The sequence below is a fragment of the Candidatus Blochmanniella vafra str. BVAF genome (assembly GCF_000185985.2).
In the GTDB taxonomy this organism is placed as follows: domain Bacteria; phylum Pseudomonadota; class Gammaproteobacteria; order Enterobacterales; family Enterobacteriaceae; genus Blochmanniella; species Blochmanniella vafra.
In genome coordinates, this window is record NC_014909.2 from 122,133 (window position 1) to 144,497 (window position 22,365).

The following is a 22,365-nucleotide window of genomic DNA, read 5'->3' on the forward strand; positions in this document are numbered from 1 at the left end:
TAGATAAGTTGTTTATATGGTTTAAGAAAAAAGCCAATTTTTAGCTGTATTGAAAAGAATTGGTTTAATTGTTTTTATTTTTAATAAAAAAAGGATATTACTTTGATAAATTCAACTATTTATAAATTTCAATATGGGAAACATACTATAATTTTAGATACTGGCACTATAGCTCGTCAGGCTAATGCGTCAGTTATGGTAAGTATGGATGACACTACTGTTTTGGTTACTGTAGTGGGCTCTGATCAAGTGAAAATAGATCAAGATTTTTTTCCTTTAGTTGTAAATTATCAAGAACGTACTTATGCTGCTGGTAAATTTCCAGGAGGTTTTTTTAGAAGAGAAGGTAGACCTAGTGAGAGCGAAATTTTGACTGCTCGTTTAATAGACAGACCAATACGTCCATTATTTCCTAAAGGTTTTTATAATGATGTTCAGATAATTGCTACTGTGGTTTCAGTAAATCCGCAAATATCCCCAGATATTGTTGCTATAATAGGAGCATCTGCTGCTTTGAGTTTGTCTGATATTCCTTTTTTAGGGCCTATAGGAGTAGCAAGAGTTGGGTATATTAATAATCAGTATGTTTTAAATCCTACTATTTCAGAACTTGCTAATAGTAAATTAGATTTGGTTATTTCAGGAACTGAATCCAATATTTTGATGGTTGAATCGGAATCGTCTTTATTGAGCGAAAAGGAAATATTGAATGCTATTATATTTGGTCATGAACAACAACAAATAGTGATTCATAACATTAATAAATTGGTTCAAGAAATTGGTAAATCTAAATTTATTTGGAAAAGGAAAGAGCTTGATTTGTCTTTACAAAAATATTTATCTGATTTATATGAATCGCGTTTAAATTGTATTTCTATTGTTCGAGATAGAAAAGGACGTCAAATACAACTAAATAATATAAAACAAGATGTTATTGATTTTTCTTGTATCAAATATAGTAATACTATGAATGGTAATGAAATAATGTATTTTTTAAATTATTTAGAAGTACAATTATTACGTCAATATATTTTAAAAAATAATTTACGTTTAGATGGTCGTTCTCAGGACATGATTAGAGAAATAGATATAAAAATTGGGGTGTTACCTAGAACTCATGGATCAGCATTATTTACCAGAGGAGAAACCCAGGCTTTAGTTGCCGTTACTTTAGGTACTGAACGTAATGCTCAAAATTTAGATGAACTTACAGGGGATCGGGTAGATCGGTTTTTGATGCATTATAATTTTAATCCATATTGTGTAGGAGAAATTGGTATAGTAGGAGCTCCAAAAAGACGTGAAATAGGTCATGGGCGTCTAGCAAAACGAGGCATGTTGGCAGTGATGCCTGATTCTAATGAGTTTCCTTATACTATACGAGTGGTATCGGAAATTACTGAATCTAATGGATCGTCTTCTATGGCCTCGATTTGCGGAGCATCTTTAGCGCTGATGGATGCTGGAGTGCCTATTAAAGAATCTGTAGCAGGAGTTGCTATGGGGTTAATAAAAGAAGAGAATGAATTTGTAGTGTTATCTGATATTATTAGCGATGAAGATCATATTGGCGATATGGATTTTAAAGTTGCCGGGGGTAAACAAGGTATTACTGCATTGCAAATGGATATTAAAATTAATGGGATTACTTATGAAATTATTCATGTTGCTTTAGAGAAATCAAAATTAGCACGATTAAAAATTTTAAATTTTATGGAACAAGTAATTAAGATACCTCGTAAAAATATATCTGAATTTGCTCCTAGGATATATAATATTAAAATTAATCCGGATAAAATTAAGGATGTGATAGGTAAAGGGGGTTCTGTCATTAGAGCTTTAACCGAAGAAACAAATACTATTATTGATATTGAAGATGATGGATTGATAAAAATAGTTTCTTTGAATGCAGAAAAGGCGAAACAAGCTATGTCTAGAATTCAAGAAATTACGGCTAATATTGCTATAGGTTCTGTTTATACTGGAAAAGTTACTCATATTGTAGAATTTGGAGCATTTATTACTATATTTTCAGGAAAAGAGGGGTTGTTGCATATTTCTCAAATTTCAGAAAAAAGAATTGGAAAAGTATCTGATTATTTAAAATTAGGACAAGAGGTATTAGTAAAGGTTTTAGATATTGATCGGCAGGGAAGAATTCGATTGAGTATGCGTGGAATTAATCACATGAAATAGAATAATATGATCGAATCTAGAACTGAATAGGTTTTTATGTAAATAATGATAAGCATGAGTTCGGTGTGTATTGCTGTTTGTGAAAATATAATAATAAGAAAATGTTAGTAGTTGTTTCTTATAGTTTTGATGGTATTTTATTTTTATAATGTGTTGTATTATTAATATTTGATCTGAAACTTTAGTTGTATTAGTTATTGATCTTTAAGGTAAGGTGTAATTATTTAATTTCAATATAAAAGTATCATAGGAGTCTAGATGTTTCAAAGTGAGAGTTCTTTTAGTAATTTAGGGTTAAATGCTTGTCTTATTAGTATGTTAAAAAAAGTAGGATACAAAAAGCCTTTACCTATTCAAGAAAAATGTATTCCTTTGTTATTAAAAGGGCATGATATCTTAGGTATAGCACATACTGGTAGTGGTAAAACTGCTGCATTTTTGTTACCGTTATTGCAAAGTATAAATATTAATACAGCATCTACTCAAGGTTTGATAATAACTCCTACTAGAGAATTAGCTATTCAAATTGGTCAAGTATGTATAGATTTTATTAAATATATATCTGGAATTAGTGTTGCAATTTTATATGGAGGACAAAATTACAACATTCAGTTAAATGATTTAAGAAAAAATCCACATATTATTGTGGGTACTCCAGGTAGGTTGTTAGATCATTTAAATAGAGGTACGGCAAATATATCAAAATTAAAAATTTTAATAATAGATGAAGCTGATGAAATGTTGCGTATGGGTTTTATTGAGGATGTAAAGCTTATTGTGAATAAAGTTCCGGTAGATCGACAAACGGCTTGTTTTTCTGCTACTTTTCCTGAAAATATAAAAAAAATAAGTTATAAATTTATGAATACCCCAAAAGAAGTGTGCATATGTAATATTGATATACATCCTCCTGATATAAAACAAAATTTTTGGTTAGTAAAAAGAGGGATGATTACTAAACATGAAGCATTAATTCGTTTTTTAGAAATAGAAGATTATGATGCAGCGATTGTGTTTGTTCGAACTAAATCTGAAACATTGAGAATTTCTGAAATTTTAGAAAATTTTGGTTATAATAGTGCTGCATTAAATGGTGATATGAATCAATCTATACGACAAAAAACTGTATCTCGTTTAAAGTATGGTACTTTAGATATATTAATATCTACTGATGTTGCTGCTCGTGGGTTGGATATTCAGCGTATAAGTTTAGTAATTAATTACGATGTTCCAAATAATTATAATTCTTATATACATCGTATAGGAAGAACAGGTAGAGCCGGTAGGATTGGAAAATCTTTGTTATTCGTGGAACGTCAAGAGTATAATTTATTAAATAGTATTAAAAGAGGAGAAAAATTTAATATTTCAGAAGTACAATGTCCTACATCTCATGATTTAATTAATTCTAGATTAATGAAGTTTTCTAATAAAGTAGCTCAATATTTGCATTCTGATGATTTACTAATTTATCGTTCTTTGTTGACTAGAATTAAACCTGATAAACAGAGTGTAACTATGGAAAATCTTGCTGCTGTTTTATTAAAAATAGCGCAAGGTAATCGCCCGTTGGTATTACCTTATGAAACTGCTATTGTAAAAAATAAAGTAATGTGTGTTCAAGGACAGAACATGTCTAATATAAAAAATAAATATAATGGCGGTAACATGAGTGTTAATCGTTCTAAAAATTTTGGGCAAAAAAGATGTTATGGTGGTGGTGTTGTTGGTGGTAATAATAAACACGATAAAAAGAATGTTGATACAATTAATATTGTTAATTCTATAGGATTATATCGTGTATCGATAGGACGGAATGATGGAGTGAAAATAAAACACATCATTCAAGCAATTTTGAGTAAAATTAATGTCGATTATTTTAATATTGGTGATGTAAAGTTATTTGATTCTTATTCTATTATTGAAATTTATAGAACTAATGTCATTAATAAAAAGATTATTAATTTTGCATTGTCATCATGTATTGAAATTTTAAATAAAAAAGTGCAAATTAAATATTTAGGCAATATTTCTGCTGATCGTAGCAATAAATCATACTTTAAAAAGTTATGCCCGATGAAATTTAATAGTTCTAAAAAAAAATTTTTGTGATAGAAGATATGCTTGATATTATTTAATTTTGGTAAATTGGCTGTGTATAAGATTTGATAAGGTTGATTGATTTTTATGAGTACAAAATACTAATACGTATAGGTTATGTATTTTATCAATGTATCTATGTATTTGCATTAGGTAAGTAAATAAATAATAAGATTAGCACATATGTAATATAGAGAATAATAATAGTTTTGATGTGATGTCTATGCAGACAAGTTGGAGTGTAATTTCTAGAATAATGGGTATTAATATATGGCAATTAAGATATCCTGTTTTATTAACAAATACAGAACCAGTTTATTTTTTATTAGTGAAGCTTAGATTATTAATAATATCAGATGTTGTAGTGTGTATAGATGATCTTTTTATTAAAGATGTTTTTAGAGCTATGAGTATACATTGCTCAGAGGTATATATACTTACTGTTGATCGGTTGAATCGTCTTTTTTTGCCTAAAACTTTTTTAAGTTATTGTTGGTGGATGGGGGTAGAGGCATTATGTGATTTTCGGTGTATAACTTTTTGTACTACTTCTTTAGAGATACTAAAAAATGATGCCGATTCTAAACGTGTTTTATGGGATCAGATTTGTCGATTTATGTATGCAAGTAAATATTATGCATAGTCGATAGATGGTGTATTATCTATAATTGATGATTGAATTATAATTATTTTTGTGTATGAGTAATATGTTTAATTTGATATTAAATAGGTTAATGATGATATCATCAGGTGTTGTCTCGTTTTTGATGTATTATTTTCATTTCTGTGATGCAAATAAAATTTTAAAAATCATATGTAATAATAACAATTGGTCAGGTTTTTGAAAATTTAACTGTTTTAATAATAAATCATTTTATATGAATATTATTATAAAGAATTATATTTTTGTAATTTTTTAAGATTATAAAATTTTACTCATGTAATAAAATATAATTTGATTTAATATATTGATAAATTTAAATAAGATGTAATGTTATCAGGTAAATAGAAAATTATTGTAATTCGGATTAGTTTTGTTTGAGAAACAGTTATGTGAAGCAGTGTATTCAATTGTAAATATGTATTTTTATAAATAGTTAACTAATGTTTTTAAAAATTATTTTAATGTATTAATATTACTTATTTTATGATATAATTAATTCTAATTTGTGTTTGTTCTAATTTTATATTATTCTGTTATAATTATGTCTAATGTTATAAATGACAGTGAAAATAATATATAACTTGATCTGAGCATATATCCTGTTTCAAAAATTTTTAACATTAACAGGACATGTGCTCAGATCAAGTTATATCTAGGAGATATAATATGAGAGTATTAAAATTTGGAGGAACTTCATTATCTAATGCACAGCAGTTTATGTGTGTGGCTAATATTATTAACAAAAACTCAAAAAAAGAACAAATAGCCGTAGTATTATCAGCTCCTGCAACAATTACAAATTATTTGGTTTTAGCTATTGATAATACGTTGCATGGGTTGGATGTATTAAAAAGTATTTATAGTATAAAAAATTTTTTTATTACTTTGATAAAAGATATAACTCAAATTCAATCAGAATTTAATTCTTCAGTTTTAAATTCAATATTGGAGAAAGAGTTTGATCGTTTAAAGAAATTATTATATGGTGTTTCATTATTAAATTTTTGCCCAGATAATATAAATGCTGATATCATTTGTTTAGGAGAAAAGTTATCTGTAGTCTTAATGAAAGAGATTTTGACTACACAAAATTTAAAGGTGATTGTTTTAGATCCTGTAAAAGTAATTGTAACTAGAGGGGGATATTCTACATCTATAGTTAATATTGAGGAATCAACTCAACGTATTCAGAGTATTTCTATTGCTTGCGATGAGATAGTGTTAATGGCTGGATTTACTGGGGGTAATAAATATGGAGAATTAGTGACTTTAGGACGTAACGGATCAGATTATTCAGCTGCTATTTTATCGGCGTGTTTAAGAGCGAATCTTTGTGAAATTTGGACAGATGTGGATGGAATTTATACGTGTGATCCTCATCAAGTACCTGATGCTAAATTGTTACGTACGTTATCTTATACAGAAGCTATGGAACTTTCTTATTTTGGAGCTAAAATTCTACATCCGCGGACTATTGTGCCTATTGCTCAATTTCATATTCCTTGTTTAATAAAAAATATTTTTAATCCTGACGGTTCTGGAACATTGATAGGTTCTTCTGATAATATTACTACTAATATAGTCAAAGGGATTACATATTTAAAAAATATGGTGATGTTAAATATTTCTGGTCCAGGTATGAAAGGGATGATTGGTATGGCAGCTCGAGTATTTGCTTCAATGTCTAGAGCAGAATGTTCGGTGGTATTAATCACTCAATCATCTTCGGAATATAGTATTAGTTTGTGTGTGCCTAATCAGGAGTGTGAGAAGGCTTGTGATGCTTTAAATGAAGAATTTCATTTAGAATTAAAAAATAGATTATTAGAACCAATAGATTCAGTTCTTGATTTAGCAATTATTTCAGTTGTAGGTGATGGAATGAGGACTCAATTAGGGTTAGCAGGAAAATTATTTGGAGCATTAGCTCGTGCTAACGTAAATATAATTGCTATTACTCAAGGATCATCAGAACGTTCTATTTCTGTAGTTGTAAAAAATAATGTTACTGCTATTGGAGTGAAAACGGTTCATCAAGTGTTGTTTAGTACTGATCAAGTAATTGACGCATTTATTATTGGGGTAGGAGGCGTTGGTAATGCTTTGATAAAACAAATTTATAAACAATATTTTTGGTTAAAAAATAAGCGTATAGATTTGCGTGTATGTGGAATTATTAATTCTCAAATTATGTTTATTAATATGGATGGTATTGACTTGAATCATTGGAAATCATTATTAATGCAATCTCAAGAATTATGTGATTTAAAAAAATTAATAACTATTATTCAAAAATATCATTTATTAAATCCAGTTATTGTTGATTGCACCAGTAGTTTGCAAGTAGCAAATTGTTATGTAGATTTTTTGTTAGGAGGTTGCCATGTAATTGCTCCTAATAAAAAAGCTAATACCGGTTCAATGGAATATTATAAAAAGCTTAGGAGTGCTGTGACAGCATCTCGTCGAAAGTTTTTATACGATACTAATGTTGGTGCTGGGTTGCCAGTAATAGAAAATTTACAAAACTTGTTAAGTGCTGGAGATGAGCTAATAAGATTTTCTGGTATTTTGTCTGGATCATTGTCTTATATTTTTGGAAAAATAGATGAAGGATTATCGTTATCTAAAGCAATATTATTAGCTAAAGAAAATGGATATACTGAACCTGATCCTCGTGATGATCTTTCAGGTGTAGATGTAGCACGAAAATTATTAGTGCTTGCTAGAGAAGTAGGATATGAATTAGAACTGAAAGATATATATATTGAACCTGTGATACCTAATAATATTCTTTATAATAATTTTCATTCTATTAATGATTTTTTTAAAAGATTATCATCTTTAGATAATTATTTTATTTGTAAAATTAATGAAGCTAAAAAATTGGGTCGAGTATTACGTTATATTGGAAATATACAAAAAGGAGAATGTTGTGTTAAAATAGAATTTGTAGATCATAATCATCCTTTATGTAAAGTAAAAGATGGTGAGAATGCCTTAGCATTTTTTACACAATACTATCAACCATTGCCTTTAATTTTAAGGGGATATGGAGCAGGAAATAATGTTACAGCAGCAGGGGTATTTGCTGATTTATTACGTACCTTATCTTAATTTTTATAAGATTTTAAAAATTTGAAGGGAGATATTGAATTAAATATGATTAGAGTATACGCTCCAGCGTCTATAGGAAATATAGGAGTTGGTTTTGATACCTTGGGTATAGCGATTACTCCGATAAATGGAGATTTATTAGGAGATTGTGTTAGTGTTGAAAAATCTGACAACTTTATCATTAAAAATATTGGATTATTTTATGATCAATTACCTATTGAACTAGAAAAAAATATTGTTTTTCAGTGTTGGAAAAGATTTTGTGAATATTTATGTAAGAAATATCCTCCTGTCATGATTACTTTAGAAAAAAATGTTCCAGTATCATCTGGTTTGGGATCTAGTGCTTGTTCTATAGTAGCAACGTTAATAGCTATTAATCATTATTATGGATGTCCGTTAGATAATGAACAATTATTTAAATTAATGGGGGAAATAGAAGGGAAAATTTCTGGATCTATTCATTTGGATAATATAGCTCCTTGTTTTTTAGGAGGTATGCGTATTTCTCTTGTAGTTTATGACAATATTAATCAATTAATACCTAGTTTTGATAATTGGATATGGGTTATAGCGTATCCAGGAATTAAAGTATCAACTGAGATGTCTAGATCAGTATTACCTGATAAATATAGTAGAAAAGATTGCATTACTCATAGTCAATATTTATCTGGATTTATACATGCGTCTCATACTAATCAAGAATCTTTGGCAATTAAATGCATGAAAGATATTATCGCAGAACCTTATCGAGATAAGTTATTACCAGTGAATTTATCTGTGATAAAAAAGAGTCTTAGAGAAAAAGGAGCAGTATCTTGCGGTATTTCTGGATCAGGGCCTACTATATTTGCATTATGTAATGTTGCGCATGTGGTTAATGATGTTTTTGATTGTTTATCAGATTTATATATAAAAAATAATTTAGGTTTTGTAAAGGTTTGTGTTTTAAGTAAGTTGGGAGCTCGTATTTTGTTGGAATAATATATGAAATTATTATATAATATTAAACATAGTAAAGAAAAAGTTAGTTTTTCTGAGGCCCTTATACGAGGTTTAGGAAAAAATCAGGGATTGTTTTTCCCCATTAATTTGCCTAAATTTTCGAGTTCTGAAATTGATACGTTATTGAAAATGAATTTCATAGAACGAAGTGCATATATACTATCAAAATATATAGGGGCTGAGCTGTTATATGAAAATATTTTAACTTGCGTTAAAAATGCATTTACTTTTCCCGTTCCATTAGTTTTTATCAAAAAAAATATTGCGATTTTAGAATTGTTTCATGGTCCGACTTTAGCTTTTAAAGATTTTGGTAGTCGATTAATGGCAAGCATGTTGATGAATCAAGTTAAAGAAGGTTATAAATTAATTAAAACAAAACCTTTGGTGATTCTTACGGCTACTTCAGGAGATACGGGAGCTGCAGTAGCTCATGCCTTTTATGGATTGAAAAATATACATGTTTTTATTTTGTATCCTAAAGATAAAATTAGTATATTACAAGAAAAATCATTTTGTACATTAGGAGGTAATATAACTACTATTTCGGTTGATGGAGATTTTGATATTTGTCAAAGTTTAGTGAAACAATCTTTTGAAGATGATTTTTTAAAAAAGAAATTACATTTAAATTCTGCGAATTCCATTAATATTAGCAGATTATTAGCTCAAGTTTGTTATTATTTTGAAGCATTATCTCAAATTTCCGAACGAATACGTGCTACTAATAAATTAGTAATATCAGTTCCTAGTGGAAATTTTGGTAATTTAACAGCAGGACTTTTAGCTCAGTCTTCTGGATTACCGGTTCAATGTTTTATTATTGCTACTAATTTAAATGATACGGTTCCTAGATTTTTACAGTCTGGTATATGGAACCCTTTGCCTACTCTTTCAACATTATCTAATGCAATGGATGTTAGTTGTCCTAGTAATTGGAGTAGAATAGAGGAGTTATTTAGAAGGGAGAAGAGATCTTTTGACGAATTAAAATATGGGTGTGTTAATGATGAGTTGACTAAAGACACAATAAATAAACTTTCAAAGTTAGGATATATCGCTGATCCGCATACTGCAGTAGCATATCAAGTATTATGTGACCAATTGAATTGTGGTGAATTTGGAATATGTCTTGGTACTGCACATCCCGCTAAATTTAAAAAATTAATAGAATTTGTGTTAGATAAAAAAGTAAATGTATTGTTACCTGATGTTTTAAAAAATCAAATAAAATTACCTATTTTATCATATAGAATATCGGGGTGTTTTTCTAAATTACGTGATTTAATTTGTTCTATTGTATTATAATGGAATATGTAATTTGTTTAACAAGATAATAGAAGTAATGATTTCTGAGAGAATTTAATAAATACATAGGAGTTTATTGATAAAAATATTGAAAGTATAATAGTTAGTGTATATATATTTTATATTTTCTACACAGCGAGAAAATATAGGGGGTGTGTGTTATGTTATTTTTTTTGATCATGATGAGATCGTTGTTTGTGTTGAAAAAAAAAGTTTTTAAAAACAAAAGTTTATTGAAGCTTGAAAAGTATGGTTTTTGCCCGCATATCAAGTTCATGGTCTGATTAAAATTATCTATTTTTTTAATATATATGATATATGGAGATATTTAGATGGGAAAGATTATTGGTATTGATTTAGGCACAACCAATTCTTGTGTTGCAATTATTGACGGCAATAAGCCTCGTGTATTAGAAAATAGTGAAGGGGATAGGACAACTCCTTCTGTTATAGCGTATACACAGGATGGTGAAATTTTAGTAGGTCAACCGGCTAAACGCCAATCTGTTACTAATCCTAAAAATACTTTATTTGCTATAAAACGTTTAATTGGTCGTCGGTTTCAGGATAAAGAAGTGCAGCGAGATGTTAATATTATGCCATACAAAATAATTTCTGCTAATAATGGGGATGCTTGGATAGATATTAAAGGACAAAAAATAGCTCCACCGCAAATTTCAGCTGAAATATTAAAAAAAATGAAGAAAACTGCTGAAGATTATTTGGGAAGTCAGGTTACTGAGGCCGTTATTACGGTTCCTGCTTATTTTAATGACGCTCAGCGTCAAGCTACTAAGGATGCTGGTCGTATTGCTGGTTTAGAAGTAAAACGAATAATAAATGAACCTACTGCAGCGGCATTAGCATATGGCTTAGATAAAGCAACTAAAGGTAATAGAATTATAGCTGTGTATGATTTAGGAGGAGGTACTTTTGATATTTCGATTATAGAAATTGATGATGTTGATGGAGAAAAAACTTTTGAGGTATTAGCTACTAATGGAGATACTCATTTAGGAGGAGAAGATTTTGATAGTCTTTTAATTAATTATTTAGTAGATGAATTTAAAAAAGATCAAAGTATTAATTTATATAATGATCCTTTAGCAATGCAAAGATTGAAGGAATCTGCAGAAAAGGCAAAAATAGAATTGTCAACATCCCAACAAACTGACGTAAATTTACCTTACATAACAGCAGATAACACTGGTCCTAAACATATGAATTTACGAGTGACTCGTGCCAAATTAGAATCGCTTGTAGAAGATTTAGTAACTCGTACTATGGATCCTCTTAAATTAGCTCTTAAAGATGCTAATTTATCTGTAGCTGATATAAATGATGTTATTTTAGTAGGGGGGCAAACTAGAATGCCTTTGGTTCAGAAGAAGGTGTCTGAATTCTTTAATAAAGATCCTCGTAAAGATGTTAATCCTGATGAAGCAGTAGCTATAGGGGCAGCTGTGCAAGGGGGAGTATTGTCGGGAGATGTAAAGGATGTATTATTGTTAGATGTAACTCCTTTGTCTTTAGGTATTGAAACTATGGGTGGAGTTATGACTCCTTTGATTTCTAAAAATACTACTATTCCTACTAAACATAGTCAGGTTTTTTCTACAGCTGAAGACAATCAAGCAGCTGTGACTATCCATGTTTTACAAGGTGAACGTAAGAGAGCGAATGATAATAAATCATTGGGACAATTTAATTTGGATGGTATAGCTCCAGCTATGCGAGGTATTCCGCAAATAGAAGTAACTTTTGATATTGATGCTGATGGGATTTTACATGTATCTGCAAAAGATAAAAATAGTGGCCGAGAGCAACAAATTACTATTAAAGCTTCTTCTGGGTTAAATGAAGAGGAAATAAAAAAGATGGTTCAAGAAGCTGAAGTTAATGCTGAGTTTGATAGAAAATTTGAGGAATTAGTGCAGATTCGTAATCAAGCTGATCATTTATTACATAGCACTCGAAAGCAGTTAAAAGAATTGGGGGATCGTTTATCTATAGATGATAAAACTGCTATTAATAATGCGTTAAAGGAATTAGAATTAGTAATGAAAAATGAAAATAAGGGTGAAATTGAAACTAAAGTACAAGATTTAATAAAAGTTTCTGGAAAATTATTAGAGGCAAGTAGTCAGAAGAGTAAAGAATCTAATGCTACCAATCAGTCTAAAAACACTTCTGATAATAATGCTACTACTTCTTCTGATGCCCATGGAGATGTTGTGGATGCTGAATTTGAAGAGATAAGAAATAAAAAGTAAATATGATGTGTATATGTATAAGTTATATGATTTTAGTAATAATAGAGAAATCAAGAGTATATTCAGTGTTACGTTATAGATCTATTGTTTAAATTAAATTATGCACATATTATAGTTAGTTTACATATTACAATATTTCATACTTATAAGAGTGTTTTAGTTTTGTTCACTATACTGTGAATATAGTTAATATTAATATATTATTGAAAGAGTAATAATAGAGGGATCATGGTTAAATCGGATTATTATGAAATTTTAGGGATTGCTAGAAATGCAAATGATCGTGAAATAAAGAAGTCATATAAACGTTTGGCGATGAAATTTCATCCAGATAGAAATCCAGGTAGTGCTTCTGCTGAAACTAAATTTAAAGAAATAAAGGAAGCATATGAGGTATTAAGTAATCCGGAGAAGCGTGCTGCTTATGATCAATATGGACATGCAGTGTTTGAGCAGAGTGGAGGGATGGGGTCAGGATCGAATTCTGGAGGATCAGATTTTGGTGATATTTTTGGAGATGTGTTTGGTGATATTTTTGGGGGGAACAGGAGAAATCGTTCTAGTAGAGGTTCTGATTTAAGATATGATATGGAGTTGACTTTAGAGGAAGCTGTACGTGGAGTGATTAAGGAGATTTTTGTACCGACTTTGCTAACTTGTGCCCAATGTCGAGGCAGTGGAGCCCGGTCAAGTTCTTCAATAATAACATGTATGACTTGTCGAGGTCAAGGTCAAATACAAATGCGTCAAGGTTTCTTTTCTGTGCAACAATCTTGCCCTTCATGCCGAGGCCACGGGAAAATTGTTAAAGAAATTTGTGGTGTATGTCGAGGTAATGGTCGAGTAGAACGAACGAAAACTTTATCTGTGAAAATTCCAGCTGGAATTAGTGCAGGAGATCGTATTCGATTATCAGGTGAAGGGGAATCTGGTAAATATGGGGCTTCAGCAGGGGATCTGTATGTGCAAGTTCAGATCAAAAAACATCCAATTTTTGATCGTGAAGAGAAAAATTTGTATTGTGAGGTTCCAATTAGTTTTTCTATGGCAGCATTAGGTGGAGAAATTGAAGTTCCAACGTTAGATGGTAGGGTAAAATTAAAGATTCCACCTGAAACTCAAACTGGGAAGCTGTTTCGTATGAGGGGTAAAGGAGTAAAGTCTGTTAGAAGTGGAAGTTGTGGAGATTTATTGTGTAAAGTAGTTGTCGAAACTCCAGTAAGATTAAATGACAGACAAAAAAAATTGTTACAAGATTTATCAGATAGTTTTAATGCCCCTGGGGGGCATAAAAATAGTCCTAGATCAAAAAATTTTTTTGAAGGGGTTAGAAAATTTTTTGATGATCTTACTAGGTCGTAATAAATTTTATTCGTAGAAAATAATAAGGAAACAAAACATAGGGTAGGTGAGTTTATTATAATAAATAAATTAGGCAATACGCTAAGGGGTTAGGGTTTTTATTTGTTTAAAAATTTTTGATTTATATCTAGCTGCTTTGTTTCTATGAATTAATCCTTTAGTAGATTGCCTATCTATGCATTTTTGCATAATGATGAATTGATTTATGGCTAAAGCCTTGTTTTTATTATTAATAGCTTTTTTTACTTTTTTGATAAAAGTTCGTAACATAGATTTTTTACTTATATTATTTGTACGTCTGTTTTTTGATTTTTTGATAGATTTTTTAGAAGATTTGATATTAGCCAATTTTTTTCCCTTTATAATAAGTAAACGCATAGATATATAGCAGCTATGCTAACATAAATAAATAAAAACTTAAAACAACTTTTTTGAAAGAGGGTTTTAAGTTTTTATTTATTTATGTATGAATTATAAATTTTATATGTACAATTATAATACATATTTTGCATTTAAGAACAGTTAAATCTATATTAAATAGATATATATAATAAATTTTAAGAAATTTTTGAAGAATATTTATTATGGAATTAATACGGGGATTACATAACATAAAACCTTATCATAAAGGATGTATATTAGCAATGGGTAATTTTGATGGTTTTCATAGAGGACATCAATTATTAATTAATATATTATGTGAAAAAAAAAAATTATAAATTACCTATTATGGTAATGATTTTTGAACCACACCCTAGAGAATTTTTCTCTAAAATAGTAAGGATTCGATTAAGCAAATTTAGAGATAAAATTCAATATTTATTTACCGCTGGGGTTGATATAATTTTATGTATAGCATTTAATAAAAAATTTGCTTCTACTGAAGCATATAATTTTGTTAAAAAAATTTTAATATATAAGTTAGGGGTGCAATTTATTTGCATTGGTAATGATTTTAGGTTTGGAGCATGTAGGAAAGGAGATTATAAATTTTTGAAAAAAATAGGCAATCAGGAAGGATTTCAAGTAGCATGCATAGAGACTTGTGTTGATAAACTTGGCCAAAAAATAAGTAGTACTTCAATAAAAATTGCTTTAATGGAAGATAGAATTATGGACGCTGAGTTTTTGATGGGTCATGCTTATCGTGTTTTTGGAAAAGTTATTCATGGAAATAAATTAGGTCGTATTATTGGATTTCCAACAGCTAATGTATTTTTACAAGGAAAACAATTACCTATGAATGGTGTGTATGCGGTAACAGTGTATGGTGTTTGTGACTTACCATTACCAGGTATAGCAAATATTGGGATACGACCAACAATTACTGGATCTTCAATTCAACAATTAGAAGTACATATCTTCAATATATCCATAGACTTATATTTACGTTATATTACTGTAGTATTTCTTAAAAAAATACGTAATGAGCAGTATTTTCGATCTATACGTATGCTTAAAAATCAAATTAAGAATGATATGTTAATAGTATGTGAGTATTTTAAAAAATACCCTAATATAATGAGATAGTGATAAATAATATGATTAATTATAAAAATACTTTAAATTTACCTCATACAGAATTTCCTATGCGAGCCAATTTGCCAGATTCCGAAATTAAAATTTTAAAAGATTGGTATGAAAATAATTTATATGAAATAATTCGTATTAAAAAAAATAAAAAGAAACTTTTTTTGTTACATGATGGTCCTCCTTATGCGAATGGTCAAATTCATTTAGGACATGCAATTAATAAAATATTGAAAGATATTATTTTAAAATTTAAAGGATTATCAGGATATAATGCCCCTTATATTCCTGGGTGGGATTGTCATGGGTTACCTATTGAATTAAAAGTAGAACAATTAATTAAAAAAACTGGTTCTTACAATAATATTGATTTTAAAGAGTTTTGTAGTATTTGTAGAAAATATGCTTTAGAACAAATAGAAATACAAAAAAGAGATTTTATTAGATTAGGAGTTTTGGGAGATTGGACGCATCCATATTTAACAATGGATTTTAAGATTGAAGCAAATATTATTAGGACGTTAAGAAAGATTATATCTAATGGATATTTGTATAGAGGCATTAAACCGGTATATTGGTGTACTCAATGTTGTTCTGTGTTAGCTAATTCAGAAGTAGAATATTATCATAATCACTGTTCTAATGCTGTGTATGTTGGGTTTGTTGTTGCTAATAATACTTGTATTAATAAGATATTTAATACTAATGTGTATGAATCGAAAGTTGAATTAATAATTTGGACTACTAATCTATGGACGCTTCCCGCTAATCAGGCTATTTCTGTTCATCCAGATTATATTTATCAATTAATTAAAACAATTGATGGGAAACACATAATTATTGCTGCTGAATTAGTAAATGTTTTTATGAAATGTGTACAGTGTATATCTTGGGTAATTTTAGGGCAAATCTTGGGAGGTGCTTTAGAATATTTAAAAGTAAAACACCCATTTATGTTGTTTAATGTACCTATAATTTTAAGTAAACATATTACGTTAAATTCTGGAACAGGCATTGTGCATATAGCTCCAAATCATGGGATAGATGATTATTTTGTTTTTAAAAAGTATAAACTTAAAAGTAATATTAATAGCATTGTAGATGAGAAAGGATATTATGTATGTAATATTCACCCTGATTTAAATAAGTTGAATATATTTGAATCTAATTCGATAATAATTCAATTATTACGTCAATCAAGAAATTTTTTACATGTTAATTTTAATTATCAACATAGTTATCCTTATTGTTGGAGACATAAAACACCTCTTATTTTTAGAATAACTTCACAATGGTTTCTTGATATGGATCATATGAATTTACGAGAGAAATTATTGAAAGAATCCCAAAAGGTAGTTTGGATTCCAAGTAAGGGATATACTAATATGCAATCTATGATTATTAATAGACCAGATTGGTGTCTTTCTAGACAACGTGTTTGGGGTATTCCAATTCCTATTTTTGTTCATAAAAAAACGGAAGATTTTCATCCGAATACATTAGAGTTTCTGGAAAAAATTGCAAAGCTTGTGGAAAACAATGGTATTCAAGTATGGTGGGATTTAAAAATTGAAGAATTTATTACAGATAAACAGGAAGCTAATTGTTATAAAAAATTGTATGATGTACTTGATGTGTGGTTCGATTCCGGATCTACTCATGATTCTGTAATTTTAGATAAATTTCAATCTTTACAACACAAAGAGTTAAAAATTGATTTATATGTAGAAGGATCAGATCAATATCGTGGATGGTTTATGTCGTCTTTAATCACATCTGTTGCTATTAATAATAAGGCTCCTTATAAACAAGTTTTAAGTCATGGTTTTACTGTGGATTCTCAGGGAAATAAAATGTCTAAATCCCTTGGAAATATTATTAGTCCGAAAGATATAATAGATAAATTTGGGTCAGATGTGTTGAGATTGTGGATTGCTTCTTCTGATTATTCTAAAGATATGACGGTATCAGATAGAAATTTGAAAAGTATTACTGAAATATATAGACGTATTCGAAATACTATACGATTTTGTTTAGCAAATTTAAATGATTTTAATCCAAATAAAGATTTAGTATTGTTTCAACATATGATCGAGTTAGATCGTTGGGCAATAAATCATGCTTTATCGGTGCAATTAAAAATTATATCTAATTATGATAATTATCAGTTTCATAGTGTAATTCAGAATATTATGCAATTTTGTTCAATTGAAATGGGTTCATTTTATTTGGATATAATTAAAGATAGACAGTATACTTTAAAACAAGCTAGTTTAGCTAGACGTTCTTGTCAAACAGCTTTATATCATATTTTAGAAGCTATGGTACGTTGGATTTCTCCAATTTTATCTTTTACTGCAGATGATATTTGGAAATATATTCCAGGACAACGTTCAAGATATGTATTTACTGAAGAATGGTATACGGGATTATCTAGATTAGATAATAATCTACTTATAGATAATGAACTTTGGGATATTTTTATACATGTTCGCAGTAAGGTAAATAAGGTTATTGAACAGGCTCGTACTGATGGAATAATCAAAGGGTCTTTGGAAGCTAAAATAACTTTATATGCTGATTCAAGATTAGCAGATAAATTACGTATATTTGGTGATGAGTTAGCATTTGGATTAATAACGTCTTCTGTTACTGTAGTAAATAATGATGATGTAGGTATAATTACGCAAGATCAAAAAGTAAATGTTGTTGGATTAAAAATCACCTTAGAAAAGGCTCCAGGACAAAAGTGTTTGCGTTGTTGGAATTATACATTAAATCTAAGTCAAAATAATAGTGATGTTGAAATTTGTTCGCGTTGTGTAGAAAATGTGTTTGGTGTAGGAGAAAATCGTAAATTTTTTTAATAATGAATGATGCAAAATAGTGTGGTTAAAAATTATGTTTGGGTATTTTTGACGATATTGCTGACGTTATTAGACATAGGGTCTAAATATTGGATAAAAAATAATTTTTTCATTGGAGAATCAAAAAGTATTTGTTCTGGTATTAATTTTTATTATATTCAAAATTCGGGATTAGCATTTGGATTATTTGCTAATATTGCTCATGTAATATATTTTAAATTAATATTTATTTGGTTATCAATATTTACTTTAATTATATTAATTATAGTATTTTATAAATCAATAGTATGTCATTGTTTTTATGATAGTTTATCTTATTCAATGATTATTGGAGGGGGTTTAGGAAATTTATATAATCGAATATTTTGTGATGCAGTGATTGATTTTATAGATATTTATGTTAGTTATTGGCATTGGCCAGTTTTTAACATAGCAGATGTAGAAATTTGCTCAGGAATTATAATTTTATCTATTAGATATTTTTTAGTTTCGCAAGATAAGTGAAATTTTAATTATATATTTTGAATAAAATAGAGTAGGATTCTGATCATGTAAAATATATAAATTTTTATGTTAATTAAAATACGGAGGAAATCTTGATTAGAATTATATTAGCTAATCCCAGAGGTTTTTGTGCAGGAGTAATTAGGGCGATCAATATCGTAAAGAAAGCCATAAGTATATATGGAATCCCAATTTATGTGAAGCATGAATTAGTACATAATGATTATGTGATTAAAGAATTGTTAAATCTTGGGGTGGTTTTTGTTGAAGATTTAGATGATGTTCCTAATGGTTCTGTTTTGATTTTTTCAGCCCATGGTGTATCAAGGGCAGTAAAAAAGCAATCAAAAGATAAGGAATTAATAGTACTTGATGCAACATGTCCTTTGGTGAGTAAAGTTCATATGAAAGTATTGCGTGCTAGTAAAAAAGAGATGGAAATAATATTAATAGGACACGCTGGACATCCAGAGGTTTCAGGAATAATTGGGCAATATGAATATATCAATAATACAGATAGAAGTATATATTTAGTACAATCCAAAAAAGACGCCTGGTCAATTAAGGTGAATTATCCCGATAATTTATCTTATGTTACACAAACAACTTTATCAATAGACGATACTGTAGAAATAATTGAAATTTTAAAAAGGAGATTTCCTCGAATATTAGCGCCTAAAAAGAATGATATTTGTTATGCTACATCGAATAGACAAGTCGCTTTAAAAAAATTGGCGTTGTTAACAGAAGTAATTTTAATAGTGGGATCAAAGCAATCATCGAATTCTAATAGATTACTTGAATTAGCTTATAAAATTGGAAAGCCTGCTTATTTAATTAGTGATGCTAGTTATATTCAAGTTGATTGGATATGTAATGTCAATACTATTGGAATTACTGCGGGAGCGTCTACTCCAGAAATTTTAGTAGAACAAGTAATAGATAGATTACGTATGATAAGTTTATGTGATGTTGTAGTTGAACATATGATTGGAAAACAAGAAAATATGTTTTTTGATATACCTCAGAGATTACAATGATAATATAATCAAAAAAAGTATATGAATAGTTTATTGTTGGTTTATATATAAGTATTTTTTGATTTTAAAGAATTTTTTATCTTATATCATAATTATTTTTGGATACATAATAAATAGAGTAATGTATAATTTATACTAATAATAAAATTACAGGTATTTTATCTATGATAAATAATATTCCTATTAGGATTGCTGTAACAGGGATAACTGGCAGAATGGGAACAGAAATAATAAAGTATATTATACAAAGAACAAGTCAAGAAATTAGAAAAAAAATTGTTTTAGGAGCTGCGATAAGTAGTACGAAATCTGAGATTTTTGGCATGGATGTAGGAAATTTTATAGGGTCTTCTAATATTGGAGTGTATATTGCTAATGATGTTGAATCAGTGAAAAAGGATTTTGATGTATTAATTGATTTTACCAGTCCTGTATCTACTATGAAATATTTAAAATTTTGTATATTGAATAATAAAAATATGGTTATTGGTACTACTGGATTTAATAAAATTGATCGTCGTGTAATTAAGGATGCATCTGAAAATATAGGAATTGTTTGTTCTGCTAATTTCAGTCTAGGAATAACTGTAATGTTAAAGTTATTAAAAGATATGTCAGAGAAAGTTATAAAAAATTTTATAAATATCGACATAATTGAAACTCATCATAATAAAAAGAAGGATATACCTTCTGGTACAGCTTTAATGATACGTAATATGTTGATCAAGGATCAATTAATAAATGATTTATGTAGAAAAATATCTTGTTATGATAATATTCAGACTAATGATCAATTAGATGAACAAAATAAGTTTAGTCGTCATGATACTCAAGAAGATAATATTATGATTCATTCAGTACGAGCTGGAGATATTGTTGGGGATCATTCAATTTGGTTTACGGGGATAGGAGAGCGTTTAGAAATAACTCACAAAGCATTTGATAGAGTAATATTTGCACGTGGGGCAGTTTTTTCTGCGGTTTGGTTAGTAGAACAATCAAAAATTGGATTATTTGATTTAAATGATGTATTAGAGTTAAATATGTAGTTATAAATTTGATGATATTGTATGTAATGATATTTATTGTATTTTTAATATTATTCAATTATAATAAATTTAATATTTGTATTACTAAAATAGTGATTATGTATATATAGATTATACATGTTTTTAAAAAGTTAGGATTAAATTAGATGATAATAGTTTTAAAAATACAGAGGTGTTTTATTGAGAATTGCATTATTAGTGTTAGAAGATGGTAGCAGGTTCTATGGACAATCAATTGGAGTACATGGAGAGTCAGTTGGGGAAATTGTTTTTAGTACTTCAATTACGGGATATCAAGAAATTATAACTGATCCTTCTTATGCTCGTCAGATAGTTGTATTCACTTATCCTCATATTGGTAATGTTGGTATTAATAAATTTGATAATGAATCGGCTCGTATACAAGTAGCAGGATTGGTGATACGCAATTTAACTATTATTTCTAGTAATTTTCGTTCCGTGTTATCTTTATCTGATTATTTAATACAACATAATATCGTTGGTATTTCTAATATAGACACTCGTCAATTAACTAGATTGATTAGAAAAAAGGGAATACAACGCGCTTGTATTACGACGTTTGATAGATTAGATATGCAATTAGCTGTACGTAAGACTTGTGAATATTCAATTGATTGTCAATCAAATTTAGCTTATGAAGTAAGTACATCTCATAAATATATTTGGAATCAAGGAACTAATTATTCTAGTATGCAATGTAAACATGATACTTCTGTGATTTTTTCCAGAAAATTTTTCTATAACGTTGTAGTATATGATTTTGGTATTAAATATAATATTATGCGTATATTAGTGGATTATGGTTGTTTATTGACAGTAGTTCCAGCTAATACTCAAGCTCAAGAAGTGATTGATATGGATCCGGATGGTATTTTTTTATCTAATGGCCCAGGAAATCCGAACGAATATATAGAAATTGTTAGTGTCATTAAAATTTTTTTATTAAAAACAAATATTCCTATTTTTGGAATTTGCTTGGGACATCAATTATTAGCTTTAGCTTTAGGAGCTAAAATAATAAAGATGAAATTTGGACATCATGGGTCCAATCATCCAGTCAAGGATCTAGAAATTAATAAGGTCCTAATTACCACTCAAAATCATAATTTTGTAGTAGATATGATGACTTTACCAAATATTTTTCAGGTAACTCATATTTCATTATTTGATGGAACATTGCAGGGTATTAAATGTTTGAATAAACCTGTTTTTGGATTTCAAGGACATCCAGAAGCTAGTCCAGGTCCTCATGATTCTGTGTTTATTTTTAATTATTTTATTGAGTTAATTAAAAACTATCTTAGTTACAATAGTGCTCGAGAGTAATGT

14 protein-coding genes and 1 pseudogene are annotated in these 22,365 nt (G+C 28.8%); 14 read left to right on the forward strand and 1 reads right to left on the reverse strand.

The window, feature by feature from the left end:
* Nucleotides 1-102 precede the first annotated feature (102 nt).
* The 8 genes from pnp to dnaJ all read left to right on the forward strand — a co-directional run bounded on the left by pnp (nucleotide 103) and on the right by dnaJ (nucleotide 14,025).
* Nucleotides 103-2,196: a polyribonucleotide nucleotidyltransferase gene (pnp, locus tag BVAF_RS00530; RefSeq protein ID WP_013516441.1), complete on the forward strand. Its 2,094-nt coding sequence runs from the start codon at nucleotides 103-105 to the stop codon at nucleotides 2,194-2,196.
* Between the two features lie 258 nt (nucleotides 2,197-2,454).
* Nucleotides 2,455-4,308 (forward strand): DEAD/DEAH box helicase, encoded by a 1,854-nt coding sequence (locus tag BVAF_RS00535; RefSeq protein WP_013516442.1) that lies wholly within the window; start codon nucleotides 2,455-2,457, stop codon nucleotides 4,306-4,308.
* Nucleotides 4,309-4,513: 205 nt separating this feature from the next.
* Nucleotides 4,514-4,939: a DNA polymerase III subunit psi gene (locus BVAF_RS00540; RefSeq protein WP_083826947.1), complete on the forward strand. Its 426-nt coding sequence runs from the start codon at nucleotides 4,514-4,516 to the stop codon at nucleotides 4,937-4,939.
* Between the two features lie 687 nt (nucleotides 4,940-5,626).
* Complete coding sequence (gene thrA, locus BVAF_RS00545; protein WP_013516444.1) at nucleotides 5,627-8,077, forward strand: bifunctional aspartate kinase/homoserine dehydrogenase I; 2,451 nt, start codon at nucleotides 5,627-5,629, stop codon at nucleotides 8,075-8,077.
* 45 nt (nucleotides 8,078-8,122) lie between these two features.
* Nucleotides 8,123-9,061: a homoserine kinase gene (gene thrB / locus BVAF_RS00550; protein ID WP_013516445.1), complete on the forward strand. Its 939-nt coding sequence runs from the start codon at nucleotides 8,123-8,125 to the stop codon at nucleotides 9,059-9,061.
* A gap of 3 nt (nucleotides 9,062-9,064) precedes the next feature.
* Nucleotides 9,065-10,390, forward strand: coding sequence for a threonine synthase (thrC, locus tag BVAF_RS00555; RefSeq protein ID WP_013516446.1), 1,326 nt, complete (start codon nucleotides 9,065-9,067; stop codon nucleotides 10,388-10,390).
* Nucleotides 10,391-10,722: 332 nt separating this feature from the next.
* Nucleotides 10,723-12,663, forward strand: coding sequence for a molecular chaperone DnaK (gene dnaK / locus BVAF_RS00560; RefSeq protein WP_013516447.1), 1,941 nt, complete (start codon nucleotides 10,723-10,725; stop codon nucleotides 12,661-12,663).
* 228 nt (nucleotides 12,664-12,891) lie between these two features.
* Nucleotides 12,892-14,025: a molecular chaperone DnaJ gene (gene dnaJ, locus BVAF_RS00565; RefSeq protein WP_013516448.1), complete on the forward strand. Its 1,134-nt coding sequence runs from the start codon at nucleotides 12,892-12,894 to the stop codon at nucleotides 14,023-14,025.
* Nucleotides 14,026-14,106: 81 nt separating this feature from the next.
* Here the strand turns inward: dnaJ and rpsT are convergent, their stop codons facing one another.
* Entirely contained in the window at nucleotides 14,107-14,373 is a 267-nt protein-coding gene (rpsT, locus tag BVAF_RS00570; RefSeq protein WP_013516449.1) for a 30S ribosomal protein S20, read from the reverse strand.
* 236 nt (nucleotides 14,374-14,609) lie between these two features.
* Here rpsT and ribF point away from each other — a divergent pair.
* From ribF to carA, 6 genes and pseudogenes are all read left to right on the forward strand, one after another.
* Nucleotides 14,610-15,555, forward strand: a pseudogene (gene ribF / locus BVAF_RS00575) (bifunctional riboflavin kinase/FAD synthetase).
* An 11-nt stretch (nucleotides 15,556-15,566) separates the two neighbouring features.
* Nucleotides 15,567-18,422 (forward strand): isoleucine--tRNA ligase, encoded by a 2,856-nt coding sequence (gene ileS / locus BVAF_RS00580; RefSeq protein WP_013516451.1) that lies wholly within the window; start codon nucleotides 15,567-15,569, stop codon nucleotides 18,420-18,422.
* A gap of 6 nt (nucleotides 18,423-18,428) precedes the next feature.
* Nucleotides 18,429-18,926 carry a signal peptidase II gene (gene lspA / locus BVAF_RS00585; RefSeq protein ID WP_148259506.1) on the forward strand — a complete coding sequence of 166 codons (498 nt, stop codon included), beginning with the start codon at nucleotides 18,429-18,431 and terminating at the stop codon, nucleotides 18,924-18,926.
* Nucleotides 18,927-19,021: 95 nt separating this feature from the next.
* Nucleotides 19,022-19,966, forward strand: coding sequence for a 4-hydroxy-3-methylbut-2-enyl diphosphate reductase (gene ispH, locus BVAF_RS00590; RefSeq protein ID WP_044026158.1), 945 nt, complete (start codon nucleotides 19,022-19,024; stop codon nucleotides 19,964-19,966).
* A 164-nt stretch (nucleotides 19,967-20,130) separates the two neighbouring features.
* A complete protein-coding gene (gene dapB, locus BVAF_RS00595; protein WP_013516454.1) occupies nucleotides 20,131-21,015 on the forward strand; it encodes a 4-hydroxy-tetrahydrodipicolinate reductase in 885 nt (294 codons plus the stop codon).
* Between the two features lie 180 nt (nucleotides 21,016-21,195).
* Nucleotides 21,196-22,362 (forward strand): glutamine-hydrolyzing carbamoyl-phosphate synthase small subunit, encoded by a 1,167-nt coding sequence (gene carA / locus BVAF_RS00600; protein WP_013516455.1) that lies wholly within the window; start codon nucleotides 21,196-21,198, stop codon nucleotides 22,360-22,362.
* Nucleotides 22,363-22,365 lie beyond the last annotated feature (3 nt).